Genomic DNA, 15160 nt, shown 5'->3' with positions numbered 1-15160 from the left:
GCGGGGGCAGCGGCGTGCTCAGCCCGGCTCGACCAGCACCCGCAGCTCCGGCTCGGCCGCGAGGTGCCGCGCCACGCTCAGCCGCAGCCGGTGCTCGGGCACGGTGAGCCGCTCGGTCTCCTGCGCCAGGTACTCCGCCCAGCTGCGGAAGACGCAGAACTCGACGAAGGTGCCCGCGGCGCCCGCGGGCCGGGTCAGGGTGCAGCGCAGCGCACCGAGCCGCAGCCGGGAGACCCGCACCGCGGCGACGTCCGCCAGGAACGCGGTGACCCGATCCGGCTCGACCCGGTAGGTCGTCTCCACGATCACCCGCCCCGCCGGGGCCCCCTCCGGGAAGGCGAGGTCGTCGCGCGCGGGCGCCGGATCCGGCGCGATCCCCGTGCTCGGCCGGAGCCCGTTGCGCAGCACCCCGATTGCCGACGCCAGCATGGCCGCCGCCGCGACCAGCACCGTCGGCACCAGCCCGATCCGGTCGGCCAGCACACCCCAGAGCAGCGCGCCGACGGCCTGGCTGCCCTGGAAGACCACCATGACGAAGGCGATCACCCTGGTCCGGATCCAGCGCGGCACCACCGCGTGGGCCGCCACCATCCAGGTGCTCTGCACCCCCACCCACGCCGCGCCCGCGACCACCATGAGCAGCACCGCGAGCTCCACCCGCGTGCCGAGCGCCAGCCCGGCCAGCACCGCCGCGTAGGCCACCGACCCCAGCGCCACGAACTGGTTCCAGCTGGTCCTGGCGCGCAGCGGCATGGCGGCGACGGTGCCGAAGACCGCCCCGATCCCGACCGCGCCGGAGACGATCCCGAACTCCAGCGTGCTCGCGTCCAGCCGCTCGTCCGCCAGCACCGGCAGCAGCGCCCACAGACACCCTGCCGGAACGCCGAAGGCGGTCGCGCGCAGCAGCAGCCGCCTGGTCCAGCGCGAGTACCGGATGAACCTGGCCGCGGTACCCATCGCCGCCCGCACCGACCCCTGCCGGGGCGCGGTACCCGCGTCGGCGGGGACGTACCGCGCCGCGATCACCGCGCAGAGCCCGAAGAGCACCGCGCTCGCCACGAAGGCCGGGGACGCCCCGAACCAGGCGAGCAGCCCGCCGCCGAGCACCGGCCCGAGCGCCCGCGCCCCGTTGAACACCGCGCCGTCCAGCGCGGGGACCACCGCGAGCAGGTCGGGGGCGACCAGCCGGGGCAGCAGCGCCTGCCAGACCAGCACCACCGCGGCCAGCCCGGCCCCGGCCAGGAACACCGTGCCCATGAGCACCGGCACCCCGCGCACCCCCGCCAACTCCGCCAGCGGCGGCAACGCGGCGGCGAGCGCGAGCGCCAGCGCGGTGCCGGTGAGCACCCGCCGGTGCCCCGCCGAATCCACCACCGCCGCGATCGGCAGCGCGAGCAGGAAGAAGGGCAGGCTCGCCGCCAGCTGCACCGCCGAGACCACGCTCGCGGGCTCGCCCGCCCTGGTGAGCAGCCACTGCGCGACCGTCACCAGCATCCAGACCCCGACGCTCACCCCGAGCTGCACCAGCAGCAGCATGCGCAGCCGCGGCACCCGCAGCGGCGCGGTGATTCCCGGTGCCCCATCTCGGCCCATTGGCCACACCTCCCGCTACGATAATTGAACTGAATTCACCTTAATGTCCGCCGGAGCCCGGCGGGCCGGATCCCGGGAGGCCGAGAGTGGCGGAGACCAATCGACTGGTGTGCCTGGCGCGGCGGCCGGAGGGCCGGATCGCCGCCGACGACCTGGTGCTCACCGAGCTGCCGCTGGCGCCGCTCGCCGAGGGCGAGGCGCTGGTCCGCAACACCTGGCTCTCCATCGACCCGTCGGTGCGGATCCGGCTCGCCGCGACCACGCCGAAGGGGTACCTGCCGCCGCTGCGCCCCGGCGACCCGCTGGCGGGGCTCGCGCTCGGCGAGGTGGTCGCCTCCCGCCGCCCGGACTTCGCCGTCGGCGAACTGGTCTCGCACACCCAGGGGTTCCGCGACTACGCCCTGCTCGGCGCCGATGCCGCGGCGATCGGCGGCTACGGCAGCCCCGCCGTCGTCCGGACCGGCGGCCTGCCCGCCCAGTGGTTCCTCGGCCCGCTCGGCAGCGCCGGGCTGACCGCCTACGCCGGGCTCTTCGGCGTCCTGGAGCTGCGCCCCGCCGACACCGTCTGGATCTCCGCCGCGGCGGGCGCCGTCGGCAGCCTCGCCGCCCAGCTCGCGAAGCTGCGCGGTGCCACCGTGATCGGCTCCGCGGGCGGCGCCGCCAAGACCGCCTTCCTCCGCGACGAACTCGGCATCACCGCCGTCGACTACCGCGCGGGCTCGCTCACCGGGTCCCTCACCGCCGCCGCCCCCGACGGCATCGACGCCTACTTCGACAATGTCGGCGGCGACCACCTCGCCGCGGCACTCGACGTCCTGAACCCCGGCGGCCGCATCGCCCTCTGCGGCGCCGTCTCCGCCTACGACGGCGCCCCCGCCCCCGCCCCCGCCGACCTCTTCCCCATCGTCGCCAAACAGCTGCGCCTGCAGGGCTTCCGCGCAGGCTCCTTCCTCGATCTCGACGAGCCCATGCGCGCCGAGATCGGCGACCACCTCGCCGCGGGCCGCCTCGTGCACCGGGAGACCGTCTTCGAGGGGCTGCACCGCGCCCCCGCCGCCCTGGTGGCCATGCTCTCCGGCGCCACCGTCGGCAAGACCCTCTGCCACCTGCCCTGAAACGCGAAATCCCCCTGATCGACGGGCGATCAGGGGGAGATGTGGCCAGGGCCGGGATCGAACCGGCGACCTTCCGCTTTTCAGGCGGGGGAATATCCGCAGCTCAGAGGACTGTTTTTCGCCCGCGTGCGATTCACGTGCAACCCGCCATCAGTGCTTGACCACGATGGTTCGCGGCAGATCAGCGGCACTCCCCCGCGCCGCCAGCTTGCTCAGCTCGGCGGCAACCTCCCGGTCTCGGCCGTCGACAGCGTGCAGGTACCGCACAGCCGCCGCCGTCGAGGAGTGGCCCAATCGCTTCTTGAGGTCGGCCAGCGTCGCCCCGGTGCTGGCCGCGAGGGTCTGCCCGGTGTGACGCAGATCGTGGAAGGTCACCTGCACCCCGACCTTGTTCCGAGCCCGGACGAACGCCTGGTAGACCGCGTTCCCCCGCATCCTCCGGCCGTCCCTGCCCACGAACAGCCACGTCGGGCTCGCCCAGCTCTCCAGGTGCTCGACCAGGTACGGCCGCAGGTGCGGCGGAATCGACACCGACCGCTTGCCCGCGTCGGTCTTCGGGTCCTTGTCGAACGCCTCGCCGGTCGCCAGCAGCTCCTCACGGGTCCGGCGCACCCACACCAGCCCGGCCGGCATATCGAGGTCGGTCGTCGCGAGCCCGATCACCTCGCCCCGGCGGAGCCCGCACCAGGCAGCCAGCAGCACCGCGGCTCGGTACCTCGGCGTGATCGCGTCGACCAGCTCGGCCACCTCCGCCGTGGTCGCAATGGTCCGCTCCTTCGCCCGGTCCGAGCCAGCACCCTTGATCGTGCACGGGTTTGCCGAAATCGCGTTGTCCCGCTTGGCCTGGTTCATCACCGCCCGGAGGAACCGGTACGACTGCTGGATGGAGGTCCGGCCACCCGGTCCCGCGAGCGCGTTCGTGTGCCAGGTCCGGACGACCGGGGGCGTGATCGCGATCAGCGGGAGGTCGAGCAGCGCGACCAGGTGCAGCCGCATGTTCCGCTCGCAGGTCTCGGCCCACCGGCGCCCGACATCCGGGTTGTCGCGCAGGTACGCGGCCGCGTAGTCCCGGAACGGCTGGCGTCCCAGCTTCTCGTCCAGCCAGGCACCGCGACTCAGGTCCGCCTCCACGGCAACGAGCCAGCGATCAGCGTCGGTCTTCGTCCGGAAGGTCTGCGGCGCGTTCTGCCGTTTGCCATTCGGTCCGAGGAACGAGGCTTGGAACTTCCCGGACGGCAGCTTGCGCACGTTGCCGAACCGGCGCCGGGCAGGCATCAGGCCACCGCCCTACCGCCGTGCCAGCGGACCTCGATCGCCTCCACCCGACCGGCCTGGGCGTACGCCTCCAGGTCCGCGACCTTGAACCGCACCAGCCCACCGACCTTGTAGAAGACCACCCGCCGCTCGGCCACCAGGCGCCGAATGAACCGCTCACCGGTACCGAGGTAGACCGCCGCGCCCTTGACGCCCACGTACTCTGCTCGCTCGACCATATCGACTCCCCTATGCCGCATCCGAGAACTGCGAATTTCGTTGCTGTACAACTTGTTCGATGGACTGCTCTCTATCGTCACCCGGTGGCGATTGGGCCAGAACGAGGCGGGCGGAGTCGTACTCGGCGCGCTGGCGGATGCGCTCGGACACGGTGGCGATGATCAGATGCGAGCGCGGGGGAGCGTCCTTGTCACCGGGACGGACCGGGGTGATCCGCAGCTCCGGGCGCTCAGGCCGGGTGATGCCGACCGCGGCGAGGGTCTGGCGGACGAACTCGGCGCGGTCGGCCTTGTGGTCGGCGACGGTCTTGCCGGTCCACAGCCCGGAGGCCAGCACGCGCTGTCCGGGTAGTCCGAGGGTGTCGCGGCGGTGGGCTTTGCCCTTGCAGCGGCCGGAGACCATCTTGGCCTTGGCGTTCTTGGGGACGATGCCGTAGCGCAGCCACACCCCGCAGGTGGGCGAGCACGGGGTGTGCTTCAACTCCTCCTCCAGGCGGTCGTAGTGCACCGCCACCCGCGTGCTGTCGGCGGTCAGGATCTCCGAGACGGACTTGGTGAGGTACTTGGTCAGGTAGCGCACCTTGCGCTCCTGCTCATCGGACCCGGCGAGGATCTGGACCGGCTTGGACTGCTCCCCGAACCTGATCGTGTGCGAGGGCTCCAACTCGTCGACGGTGTCCATGACCGCCAGGGCGTCCTCCCAGGAGGTCAACGGCTGGCCGGTGTCGGGGTCGACGAAGGTATCGGCCTGGTAGTCCCAGACCGGCATGTGCCCGTCGCGGTAGACCTCACGGTCGTGATGCGGCCACCAGATGTTGCGGTAGGTCGCCGCGGTGACCTGCTTGAGCACCGCATTCGGCACGCTGCCGCGCAGGGCGACGTGGATGTGCGGGGCGCCGCGCTTCTGCGGTTCCACGGTGGCGAAGTACTGCACATTCCAGCCCACCGCGCGACGCAGGTTCTGCACCCACCGATCCCACAACGCCTTGAAGTGCACGATGTCCCGCGCTGCCCGGGTGTAGTCGTAGGACTCCGGGTCACGCGGGGAGCCGTCGGTGACCTGCTCCCCGCTGGGATCGGGTACCCGGTTGATGTGCCCGTAGGACGGCAAAGTCAGGGTGAAGAAGGTCGAGGGCCGGTACTTGCCGCCGTACTCCCGGCCCACGGTGGTCTTGGCGACCTTGAGCCGCGGCAGGTCCGGGACATCGTCGCGGCGCCGCGTGGACTTGGCCTTGCGCTTCGGACGGGCCTCCAGCGGCGGGAACGGACCACGGACCCCGAGTTCGCGCAGCTCCTGGTCCAGCTCGGCCACCAGCGCGACGACGGATTCGCACATGTCGTCGTCTCCGGCGGCGCGGGCGTTCTGGTACTCGCCGAACAGGTGCGCGCGAGCACCGAGCAGATCATGCTGTGCAGCAGTGGTTTCCGGCTTCGGAACCTCCGGCTCGGCGTCGAGGCACCAGCCTTCCTTGCACTGCATCATCCGCACGTACCGGGCAGCTTTGGCGCAAGCCGGGCACACCGAATCCAGGGTCGACTTGCACGGGGCGCCGATGTAGCTCACCCGGCCGGTGTCGACCTCCACCGCGCGCATCGGCAGGACGCGCGAGCAGATGCCTTCCTTGTCGGCGGCGGATTCGGCGATGGCGTCGAGGTTCGGGAGCGCACGACGATCCGCCGCAGTCACCCGAGGAGTCGGGGGCTGTGGCGGGTCATCGTTCACCACCGCGGCGGTGTCGGTCATGCGGCATCCTTCTTGTCGGTCGAGCCCAGGCCACCGGGGATGTGCCGGTGAGCGGGCAGCGTGACGACCTCGGCCAGGGAGTCGCCGTAGCGCAACGACAGCTCGACCACCGCGGGACCGGTGATCGCGACGCGGGCGGCATCGGCACCGAAGGCATGGGCCAGGTGCTCGGCACGGTTCTCGAAATCGGCCGGAGACTGCCCGGCCAGCATCCGCACCCGCACCACATCGGAGGAGGCACCGACCGCGACCGAGAGCAGCCGCGGGCAGAACACACGCTCACCCTCGCTCACGGTGAGGTTGCAGGCAGCCAGGAGGCGGCGCCAGCGGCGGGTGTAGCGCCACCAGGTCAGGAATCGGGTGCGGGCGCGGGCGGTGACCCACCGCTCGAACATCTCCGGACGACTGCGCCGCCAGAGCATGATCCCCGCGGCGAACACCAGCCCGAGCCCGAGGCCGACCGGCCAGCCCAGCAAGACCCCGGCCAGCACCGCGAACCCGAGCGGAGCCGAAATGACCGGGAACAGGACCGCCCACTTGATCGCCAACGCGGCGGCGTAGCCGATGTAGAGCAGGCCATAGCCCGCGCCGGTGAGGATGGCGTCGAATGGGTCGGTGCCCTGCTCGGTGGTCGTGGTGGTGGTCTTCACGGCTGCTCCTCCGGGTCGGTGGGGGCGAAGAGGTCGAGTTCGAGCTGTCCCGGAGTCGGGGCGAAGGGGATCGTGGTCGGGGTATGGGTCCGGCGCTTGCGGATCCCAGCCGCGGCCTTGGCGACGATCGGGTGCACCTGCTCGGCGGCGGGCTTGGACTCGGTGTTCATGCCGCCTCCGGCCAGTCGTCATCCCCACCGTCGACCGCGATCAGGTCGAGGTCGAGGTGCCAGCCGGGAGCGTCGCCGGTCTCGGCCAGCAGGTGCACCACCACCGCCAGCGGGTCGGCGCCGGAGCGTTCCCAGCGGCAGCGACGCTCGGCGCGGGTATCTGCCACCAGCTCGCCGGAGCGGTCACGGTCGTGGTTGGGGTTGTCGGAGAACAGGTTTCGGAAAGTGGACATCAGAACGCCTCGTTTTCGGGAAAGAGGCCGCGGTCGGTGGAGCGGCCGGAGAGGTGGCAATCGCGGCAGATGATGGTGTCGCCGTCGTAGACCCACCGGATGCCGACGGGCAGCGCGGCGAGGTAGGCGATGGCCTGGTTCTTGCTGTCGAAGCAGATCGACTCGTCATCGGGGTCGGCGTAGAGCTCCCCGCAGTCATCGCAGTAGACGACAACGTGCGTCTCGGTCACGAACCCGCGCCTCACGCCGCCACCGGCCCGTGGTCGGTGCCCTCGCCATCGCCCAGGTCATCGGGGTCGAACCCGGAGTAATCCGCAGCCGGAGCGGTATCGGGACCGGCCGGGGAGTAGGCGTCGACGATCGCGTTCGCCGCGGCGTCGTCGACCCAGAAGGCCCGGACCCGGACGAATCCGGTGGTGCCGTCTTCGCCGACGTAGCCGACACCGGGGGTGGTCTCGCTGATCTTGTCGCAGCGCGCACCTCGATCACGGGCACCCTGGCCGTGGACCATCGCTGTCTGTGTGGGCTCGTCCAGGCGCAGGCCGATGCGGACCGGGAACAGCTGCCGGTTCGGCATCGTCTCCTTGCTGGGGTCCTGCAAGGCGGCCACGACCGAGAACCCGGCAGCCCGGCCCTGGGACAGCAGCAGCCCGGTCAGGCGCCGGAACTCGTTCTGTTCGTCCCGCTCGGCATAGGACGACAGCGACGCCGCCTCATCGATGACGATCAGGATCAGCGGCTCATCGATGGTCGGGGTGAGCTTGCGCACCCCGTCGTGGCGCATCCGAGCCAGCCGTTCACGCATCAGCTCCACGGCCTCGCGCAGCATCGCGAGGATGGATTCGGAGTCGACGCCGAAGCGGACGAACAGCCGCCCCTCGCCGCGCCCGAACTCCGCGCCGCCTTTCGGGTCGGCCATCCACACATCCACCAGCCCGGCCCGGATCGCCGGACCCAGCCCGTCCAGGATCGACCAGAGCACCGAGCCCTTGCCCGAACCGGTGGCCCCGGCGACGAGCAGGTGGGCATACAGGATGCGGACCCGCCACGGGGTACCAAGCTCGGTCACCCCGACCGGGATCGACTCCAGATCAACCCCGACCGACGCCGCGGTCACCACCTCCGCCGCGGGTGTGGTGGCCGGCGCGCCGGCGTCGATGGTCTCGCCCAGCACATCGAAGGTCCGGACCTGGATGCGGACGTGGGACGGCTCGGTCGAGACGACGGTGACCTCGCCGACGGCGAAGTAGGTGGCCAGGGTGGCGGTGGTGTCGTCGTTGGTCCAGTCGCCCGGCTTCTGCCCGCCGAGCAGCTGCACTTCGGCGTCGATGCCGTGGTCGGTGTAGCCCCAGGCCACGACGTGCGGGAACCCGCCCTCGCGGTCCCCGAGCTTGAGGGCTTCGAACATGATGTTGGTCTGGGCAGGGTCGGCCAGGATGAACGCCGCGGTCCGCAACTCCGGCGGGGCAGCGTCAACGATCCGGTCGAGGGAGTTGGGGCGGGTGGTGTGGTGGTCGAGGAATCGCCACCAAGTCAGCAGCCCAGCACCGACGACGCCGGTAGTGGTGACCATGAGAGCTTCCAGAGAGGACATGGCGGGTTACCCCCTTGCTGCCACAGCGAGCGGCAGCATCGGCTGAGTCACCGCGCGAGGTGGCACAGCGGGACGAGCAGGAGGAGCGGCTACCGGAGCCAGTTGCACCGGAGCAGGCTCGGAGACCGGCACAGGAGCCGGAGCCGGGGTGTCGGCGGGCTTGGCCGTGCCGACGTAGTTGCGGGCCGTCGAGGTCGAGACCCCCAGCGCGGCAGCAATTTCCGGGAAGGACTTGCCATCGCTGTGCAGCTCGATCGCCTTCGCGACCCTGGCCGGATCACGCCGAGCCGCGGGCTTGCGACGCCGAACCGGAACCGGCTTCGCCGACGGACCGGGATCGGCCGGGCGCGACTCGACCACCACCGCAGCAGGGGCAGGCACCTCAGGCACCGGGTCCGCGGTGGTGCGCTGGGAGGCGCGGAACAGCATCGCCAACCCGTGGGTGTCCACCAGCAGCGACACCGGAGCCACCGCGGCGACGAGGGCAGCGGCCCACCAGGGCAGGTGCTCCCCGGCCATCGCCGCATGCACGCTGTTGCCGACCACCGAGACCAGGGCGCCGCAGACCAGCACCCCGAGGAACCAGCGCCGCTCCGGCCCCGACGCGAGGACCAGCATGGAGATGGTCGCCTGAATGATCGTGCCGTCCACGATCACCGGCCACAGCCACGCCAGGTCCTCAGGCGTGCGGGCCATGATCGCCAACTCCTCGAGCGCGGCGAAGGACAGAGCGAAGGCGGCGACGCCGATGGTCACGATCACCAGGACCGCGACCCACCGGGCCGCCCGCATTGCCGTCGAGTGCTCGGACACGACCTACGCCGCCTTCCCGGCATCCACCCCGTCACCGGTGGTGTCGGTCTTCGCGGACTCGGCGGCGTCGTGCTCGGCCAGCACCGTGCCCAGCTGATCGAGCAAGGACCGGGCATCAGCGATCGACAGCGACACATACGGGGGCTCCGCAGGCCCGAGCAGCTCGACCGCCACCGTGGCCGGAAGCAACTCCTCCTCGCCGCTGTACTTGAACTGGCAGACCCGCTCCGGGTGGTACCGGACCTCCAGACCGCCGTGGCCGCGCACAACCGTGCTGATGTAGGTCATCACGCCACCGCCTTCGCGCCCGCGCCGTTGCCGGTCGAGCGCGGGGCGTTGGTGTCGCCCTTGATCCCGGTCGCCCGGATCTTCCAGCCGATCCGCTTGAACTGGCCGTCACCCTCGATCTTCGGCTTGATCTCCAGCCCCTCCAGCTCGATCGGGCGCATCCCCGGCACGATCTCCGGCGCCGCCGGAACCGGCATCACGTCCGCCACGAACGTCACCTCGAACGACGCGCTCTTGGCATTCGCCGCCGCCGGATCGGTGATCGTGCCCTTCCACAACCGCTTACCGGTGCCGTTGCCCTCGAAGTCCACATCGGTCCGCTGCCGCTTCGGCGCGCTGCGATCAGCGTTGAACTCGGTCACCGGCTCGATATCACCCAGCAGGAACAGACCCTTCGGGAACGCCTGCTCGAACGTCGGGGTGAACCACACATCCTTCAAAGCCATTTCGCCATCTCCTTGGTTGAGGTGCTGATGTCATCTATATGACCACAGATATCTAGATGACACAAGGGGTGACATAGGGGACATCCATATGAGTCACCCAGGAGGCATATGATTGACGCATGACTCAGGACGAGCGTTCGCGCACGAAATACCAGGTCGTCGCGGATGATCTCCGCGGCAAGATCACCGACGGCACCTATGCCGTCGATAGTCGGTTGCCGACCAAAGAAGAGCTGGTTACGTTGCACTCCGTCGCCCCGGGGACCATCGACCGGGCACTCGAAGTTCTCAGGAGTGAGGGCTTGATCGAGACGATCCACGGAGTCGGCACGTTCGTTCGCGCGCCCAAGACCGACGCCGAGGTGGCCGACGAAGGACTGGCCGCACGCGTCGCGCGCCTCGAAGCCCAGATGATGGACGTCTACGCCAACCTCGGCCTCAACCCGTCGACCGATCAGTCGACGAACAGACGGGTGGGGTAGCCGTGGACCCGAACGTCACCGACCTACGCACTCGCTCCCGCTACCGACCTGACTTCGGCACCCTCGCCCGGCACCGAGTCGCTGGCGCCCGCGTGGCAATGGGGCTGAACGAGCGGGAGTTCGCCAAGGTGCTCACCTCCCTCATCGGGCGCGAGGTCACGGCGGGGCTCATCTCGTCGTGGGAAACATCGGTCACACCGCCCGGCGATGTGGTCGTCGCCGTCTCTTCCATCTCCCCCAACTCGGCCGAACGGCTCGGCCTGCGATCGCACAAGTTCATCTCGATCAGCGTCGACCACGACAGCTTGCGGCAACTCGTTGCCCGCGACGCCAAGACGCCGACCACAGTGCCGCTGGGCGACCACTGCACCTTGCACGCCTGGCCGTTCGGCGCCGTCATCCTGCACCTGGTCGAGGACGTCGACTTCCCCGACATCGCGAGCATGGCCTATTGGCGCTACGAGACGTACCCCGAAAACCTGGAGTGGGCCGCTCGCGAAGTCAGCCAGTTGCTCGGCGCCCCGGCGACGCCCTCGTACGTTCTGAGCTTCTACTGGGTCCATTCGCCGATCTGGTCCGGCCGCATCCTCGAATCGGCCCTCAAGATCATCTGCTCACCGCGGGTGCTCCTCGAATCCGGCGACGAGTCCGGCCACGCGGAGCGCGATCTACTTGCCGAAGGATTCGACCACGCGGACATGAGGCCGTTCGGAGTGCAGGGCGTTTCCTCCGGCTATGCGTCCTGGTCCGGCGTCGTCTACCACGCCTTCGACGAAGACCGCGCCCTGACCGAACAGCAGATCGTCGCAGTCGAGCTCGACGTTCAGTCGATCTGGAGCTACTGCGCCCACATCGCCGACGCCATCGAGCACGGCCGGGAACCGAGCATTGAGCCCGGCTATGGAGCCACCTTCATCCGAGCGTGCCGCTCACGCCTGCTCACTCCCCGACCGCAGGAGTCCGACGCGCACCGATCGATGCGCGATGCCATCGTGCAATCCAGCGGTCTGCCCCTGCACCTGGCGAATGCAGCCGACACCCTCAAGGACATCGGAGCGAAATGAGCACCCACCCCATCCTGCTCGTGATCGACGTACAGAACGGCTTCGTCAACGAGCACTCACGCCACGTCGTCCCGATCATCCGCGACCTCGTCGAACAGTGGACCAACGCCGGTGGCGCCACCCTGTTCACCCGCTACCACAACTACGACGGGTCTCCGTACCAGCGCCTCATCGGCTGGAACGGAGTCCGCGAAGCACCACAGACCGACCTCGCGCCGGAACTTCTTCCCTACGTCGACGCACCCGGCGCTCAGGTCCTCGACAAGGTCACCTACACCGCCCTCACCGACGACGGGCGCCGGATGCTCACCGGCTACACCGACCTCTACATCTGCGGCATCGCCACCGATGGCTGCGTGCTCAAGACCGCGCTCGACGCCTTCGACAGTGGATACACGCCCTGGATCATCGAAGACGCCTGCGCATCCAACGCCACCCGCCATCCTGCCGCGGAAGTCCACCGATCCGCGCTGACCCTGATGTCCCGTCTGATCGGGTCCGGCCAGCTCGTTCGATCGTCCTCAGTGGTCGAAGCCTTGAATGGCACGGCAACGCAGCAGCACTCCGCGTAGCTCAGCGAGTTGTTGCCGAAATTCGCTATATAGAGTCAAGGCGCACCGGCGGCGCTACGCGCCGCCGCCGCGCTACGACGCGCAGCGCGGCTCCCTGAACCGCGGTCGCCGCGGCGCGTCGGTCGCGTCGGCGGCACGAAGCGCCCGCAAGGTACGACCATGACACTCCTACCGCACTCTGCATCAACCGAGGCAGTGCGGGGCACGACGTGAGCCGTACCCGACATGGCCTCCCGCAGTCGATCCCGATCGGCCGGCACTCTGCCCGGCCGACTGGCTGTGGTCCCGAATCTCTACCGTGCCCATCAGACGCACGACATCACCAGCGTGGCGCGGTGCAGCAGAGACCTCCGCAGTCGACTATCGATGCATGACTGAATCCCGAAGCGGCAGCATGGACGTTCTCGTCCCACGCACACTCGACGACGCACAGCGTGAATCATTCATTCGTCGGTACGTGGAACAACAGCTCGCGAAGACCGGCGAGCATCCCGTCAAAGTCGAGGCCAGGTCCGGATACGCCGTGCCAGACGATCCGAGCGTCATGCGCTGGGCGGCCTCGTACACCACGGGACCGGCCCACATCCGCATTTGGTGAGGATGCGATCGGTCATGCCAATCACCACAGTCGCCCGAGACTTGCTCGGGGATGGCGCCATAGAAGGTAGCTGACATGGAAGAAGCGCGGGGCAAGGGCCGCCGCGCCGCGCTTCTTCAAAGCCCCGGCGGGACTCGAACCCGCAACCTTCCCCTTCGTCAAAGGGGAGCTCTATCCATTGAGCTACGAGGAGAGCACACGCTCTCGCGTGCCTGTGAACTGTACCACATACTGTGACGCGACCTCCGGCCGCGTGGCCCTGCTGCGTGGTGGCCTGCATTGTGTTCCCGCGCCCCTCCAGCCTCAAGAGCGCCGACGGCGTCCCTACGGGATGGGCTGCGCCCACTCTTGACCCCGGAGCCTCTACGCGAGAAGGGCAGGCCCTATGGGGCAGGCGGTAGCCAGCCCGCGTCCGGCGCAACCCACCACCCAGCAGGGCCAGCCGGGGTCACCTCGGCGTGCAACGAACGTGCGACAGAGCCCGGGACGAGCCGGTCAACGGCGGTCAATCCCGGACCCGACCCAGAATTGCCGAGAGACGCGAAAATCCCCCTGACCTGCAACGAGGTCAGAGGGACTGAGTGGCCAGGGCCGGGATCGAACCGGCGACCTTCCGCTTTTCAGGCGGACGCTCGTACCAACTGAGCTACCTGGCCGCAGGCAACTGCGAAACGGCTGCCATACGCGAAGTGCCGGATTGCTCCGGCACTCGTGTGCGACCCTGACGGGACTCGAACCCGCGACCTCCGCCGTGACAGGGCGGCGCGCTAACCAACTGCGCCACAGGGCCTTGCTCTGCTCTCAACGGCCCGAAGGCCGTACCCCCTACGGGATTCGAACCCGCGCTACCGCCTTGAAAGGGCGGCGTCCTAGGCCGCTAAACGAAGGGGGCTCGTTCCGGATCTCTCCGGATCGGCTTTCAACGTTGTCCGTTGGGAGCTCGCATAGCTTATGACAGACCGCCCCGGATTCCCAAACCGGCTGGTCAGATACCCAATCCGAGTTCTTCGAGCCGCGCGGAGGCCTGCCAGCCGTTGCTGTGGAACTTCTCCGCCCACTCCTGGGTGGACATGGAGTCGATCACCACCTCCAGCGCCTCCTGGAACCGGGAGCGCAGATCGATCCCGCCGCCGAAGACATCAATGAGGTAGCGCTGGCCCGCCAGCGCGGCCGCCAGGGTCCGGGTGAACCGGTCCGGGTCGGCGTCCGCGCGCAGCTGCCCCTGCTCCATCGCGCGCACCGCCAGCGCCCTGGTGGCGCGGCCGATGATCCGGCTGCCGCCGGTCTGCACGTCGCGGTAGAAGTCCGGCTCGATGATGAGCCGGTACTCGGCCTGCACGATGATGTCGTGCTGCAGCCGCAGCGCCATCTCGTCGATCATCCCGTGCAGCACGTCCAGCGGACCGAGATCCGTTCTGGCGAGCCACCGTTCGGCGGACGCGCGGTACCGCTCGATCGCCGTGTCGAGGACGGCGCGCGCCAGGTCCTCCTTGGAGTCGAAATGGAAGTACATCGCCCCCTTGGTCGCCCGCGACCCTTCCAGTATCCGATTGAGCGACGCCGCGGCGTAGCCGCTCTTCCCGAATTCAACGGCGGCGGACCTGATGATCGCCGCACGTGTCCGGCGGGCCCGCTCTTGCTGCCGTGCCATGCTCGAAACGCCTCCGAAGCCTACTCGCCGCCGCTGGCTAACCCCCCTTGGGAAGAAACCGGCAGCGCATAATTACGACTCTTGTTTACACTTCAACCTGGGTTTTCGCCCAATTACAAACTCTGGGTACGAAAACTTGTCGTGAAACTCGAAACACACCAGCTGGTATAGTTCCTCTGCCCGGGTGCGCCGCAGGGGGTGCGCATCCGGGCGTTTTTCGTCTCGAATCGGCCTCCTCCTGCGGCGTTCGACTCCAGCGATACCGTGACCGGGGGCCCCGATCGCGGCGCGGCCCGGGAGAGCCGAGCACATCCCGAATCAATCACGATCCGCTCGCGCGCGGTGTTTCTCCCGAATTTCACCAGGCCGTCACCGTACCCGGAAACCGCATCCGGCACGTGGCAAACCGAGGGGTCTGCCGTCGCCTTCGACAGAATTCGCATTCCGGCAAACTGCCCGCAATCGGTTATGGGCGGCGAACTCACCGCTATTTCAGACCACGCGGAACGGGCGCGGAGCAGCCCGCTCGGCCACACCGCGCGGCCGGATTTCGGCTCCGCACCGGCGCCGCCGATCCGCTCCGGACGCCCCCGCGCGCCCGACTGTCTCCCCCCGCAAATCCAAAGGCTTTGCTGGACAACATGTTTCGATAAT

Annotated in this window: 18 protein-coding genes and 5 tRNA genes; 5 read left to right on the top strand and 18 right to left on the bottom strand. The window is 69.2% G+C overall.

What is annotated here, in order from left to right:
- Positions 1-18: 18 nt before the first annotated feature.
- The gene (locus ACFUUZ_RS08325; RefSeq protein WP_378693843.1) at positions 19-1593 is read right to left on the bottom strand and encodes an MFS transporter; all 1575 of its coding nucleotides are present in this window, start codon (positions 1591-1593) and stop codon (positions 19-21) included.
- 86 nt (positions 1594-1679) lie between these two features.
- On the opposite strand from ACFUUZ_RS08325, the gene ACFUUZ_RS08320 reads away from it, so the two are divergent.
- Positions 1680-2708 carry an NADP-dependent oxidoreductase gene (locus ACFUUZ_RS08320; protein ID WP_378693841.1) on the top strand — a complete coding sequence of 343 codons (1029 nt, stop codon included), beginning with the start codon at positions 1680-1682 and terminating at the stop codon, positions 2706-2708.
- 42 nt (positions 2709-2750) lie between these two features.
- On the opposite strand, the gene ACFUUZ_RS08315 is transcribed toward ACFUUZ_RS08320, so the two are convergent.
- The 12 genes from ACFUUZ_RS08315 to ACFUUZ_RS08260 all read right to left on the bottom strand — a co-directional run bounded on the left by ACFUUZ_RS08315 (position 2751) and on the right by ACFUUZ_RS08260 (position 10139).
- Positions 2751-2814 (bottom strand) — tRNA-Phe (locus tag ACFUUZ_RS08315).
- A 44-nt stretch (positions 2815-2858) separates the two neighbouring features.
- Complete coding sequence (gene xerC / locus ACFUUZ_RS08310; protein WP_378693839.1) at positions 2859-3983, bottom strand: tyrosine recombinase XerC; 1125 nt, start codon at positions 3981-3983, stop codon at positions 2859-2861.
- Complete coding sequence (locus tag ACFUUZ_RS08305) at positions 3983-4201, bottom strand: excisionase family DNA-binding protein (RefSeq protein ID WP_378693837.1); 219 nt, start codon at positions 4199-4201, stop codon at positions 3983-3985. Before ACFUUZ_RS08305 ends, xerC begins: the two co-directional genes overlap by 1 nt.
- A gap of 10 nt (positions 4202-4211) precedes the next feature.
- Positions 4212-5945: a replication initiator gene (locus ACFUUZ_RS08300; protein ID WP_378693836.1), complete on the bottom strand. Its 1734-nt coding sequence runs from the start codon at positions 5943-5945 to the stop codon at positions 4212-4214.
- A complete protein-coding gene (locus ACFUUZ_RS08295; protein WP_378693834.1) occupies positions 5942-6595 on the bottom strand; it encodes a hypothetical protein in 654 nt (217 codons plus the stop codon). Before ACFUUZ_RS08295 ends, ACFUUZ_RS08300 begins: the two co-directional genes overlap by 4 nt.
- A complete protein-coding gene (locus ACFUUZ_RS08290; RefSeq protein WP_378693833.1) occupies positions 6592-6765 on the bottom strand; it encodes a hypothetical protein in 174 nt (57 codons plus the stop codon). Before ACFUUZ_RS08290 ends, ACFUUZ_RS08295 begins: the two co-directional genes overlap by 4 nt.
- Positions 6762-6998, bottom strand: coding sequence for a hypothetical protein (locus ACFUUZ_RS08285; protein ID WP_378693831.1), 237 nt, complete (start codon positions 6996-6998; stop codon positions 6762-6764). The genes ACFUUZ_RS08290 and ACFUUZ_RS08285 overlap by 4 nt, the downstream gene beginning before the upstream one ends.
- Positions 6998-7228 carry a hypothetical protein gene (locus tag ACFUUZ_RS08280; protein WP_378693829.1) on the bottom strand — a complete coding sequence of 77 codons (231 nt, stop codon included), beginning with the start codon at positions 7226-7228 and terminating at the stop codon, positions 6998-7000. The genes ACFUUZ_RS08285 and ACFUUZ_RS08280 overlap by 1 nt, the downstream gene beginning before the upstream one ends.
- Before the next feature lie 11 nt (positions 7229-7239).
- Complete coding sequence (locus tag ACFUUZ_RS08275; RefSeq protein WP_378693828.1) at positions 7240-8592, bottom strand: FtsK/SpoIIIE domain-containing protein; 1353 nt, start codon at positions 8590-8592, stop codon at positions 7240-7242.
- A 6-nt stretch (positions 8593-8598) separates the two neighbouring features.
- On the bottom strand, positions 8599-9384 hold the full coding sequence (locus ACFUUZ_RS08270; protein WP_378693932.1) for a DUF2637 domain-containing protein: 786 nt from the start codon (positions 9382-9384) through the stop codon (positions 8599-8601).
- Positions 9385-9408: 24 nt separating this feature from the next.
- Complete coding sequence (locus ACFUUZ_RS08265; protein WP_378693826.1) at positions 9409-9693, bottom strand: hypothetical protein; 285 nt, start codon at positions 9691-9693, stop codon at positions 9409-9411.
- Positions 9693-10139 (bottom strand): hypothetical protein, encoded by a 447-nt coding sequence (locus ACFUUZ_RS08260; protein WP_378693824.1) that lies wholly within the window; start codon positions 10137-10139, stop codon positions 9693-9695. The genes ACFUUZ_RS08265 and ACFUUZ_RS08260 overlap by 1 nt, the downstream gene beginning before the upstream one ends.
- Before the next feature lie 119 nt (positions 10140-10258).
- Here ACFUUZ_RS08260 and ACFUUZ_RS08255 point away from each other — a divergent pair, with 119 nt between their 5' ends.
- From ACFUUZ_RS08255 to ACFUUZ_RS08240, 4 genes are all read left to right on the top strand, one after another.
- Entirely contained in the window at positions 10259-10621 is a 363-nt protein-coding gene (locus tag ACFUUZ_RS08255; protein ID WP_378693822.1) for a GntR family transcriptional regulator, read from the top strand.
- 2 nt (positions 10622-10623) lie between these two features.
- Positions 10624-11685 carry a hypothetical protein gene (locus tag ACFUUZ_RS08250; protein ID WP_378693820.1) on the top strand — a complete coding sequence of 354 codons (1062 nt, stop codon included), beginning with the start codon at positions 10624-10626 and terminating at the stop codon, positions 11683-11685.
- Entirely contained in the window at positions 11682-12257 is a 576-nt protein-coding gene (locus tag ACFUUZ_RS08245) for a cysteine hydrolase family protein (protein WP_378693818.1), read from the top strand. Before ACFUUZ_RS08250 ends, ACFUUZ_RS08245 begins: the two co-directional genes overlap by 4 nt.
- Before the next feature lie 370 nt (positions 12258-12627).
- The gene (locus ACFUUZ_RS08240; protein WP_378693816.1) at positions 12628-12855 is read left to right on the top strand and encodes a hypothetical protein; all 228 of its coding nucleotides are present in this window, start codon (positions 12628-12630) and stop codon (positions 12853-12855) included.
- Positions 12856-12974: 119 nt separating this feature from the next.
- Here the strand turns inward: ACFUUZ_RS08240 and ACFUUZ_RS08235 are convergent.
- The 5 genes from ACFUUZ_RS08235 to ACFUUZ_RS08215 form a co-directional block, all read right to left on the bottom strand.
- Positions 12975-13048, bottom strand: a tRNA-Val gene (locus tag ACFUUZ_RS08235).
- Between the two features lie 389 nt (positions 13049-13437).
- A tRNA-Phe gene (locus ACFUUZ_RS08230) sits at positions 13438-13511 on the bottom strand.
- Positions 13512-13571: 60 nt separating this feature from the next.
- Positions 13572-13645, bottom strand: a tRNA-Asp gene (locus tag ACFUUZ_RS08225).
- A gap of 29 nt (positions 13646-13674) precedes the next feature.
- A tRNA-Glu gene (locus ACFUUZ_RS08220) sits at positions 13675-13747 on the bottom strand.
- Positions 13748-13840: 93 nt separating this feature from the next.
- Complete coding sequence (locus ACFUUZ_RS08215) at positions 13841-14506, bottom strand: TetR family transcriptional regulator (RefSeq protein WP_378693814.1); 666 nt, start codon at positions 14504-14506, stop codon at positions 13841-13843.
- Between the last annotated feature and the right edge of the window lie 654 nt (positions 14507-15160).

Origin of the sequence: Nocardia sp. NPDC057353 (genome assembly GCF_042667085.1) — a bacterium.
Taxonomy (GTDB): domain Bacteria; phylum Actinomycetota; class Actinomycetes; order Mycobacteriales; family Mycobacteriaceae; genus Nocardia.
The sequence above is the reverse complement of the archived record's forward strand: the minus strand, read 5'-3'. Positions and strand labels throughout refer to the sequence as shown.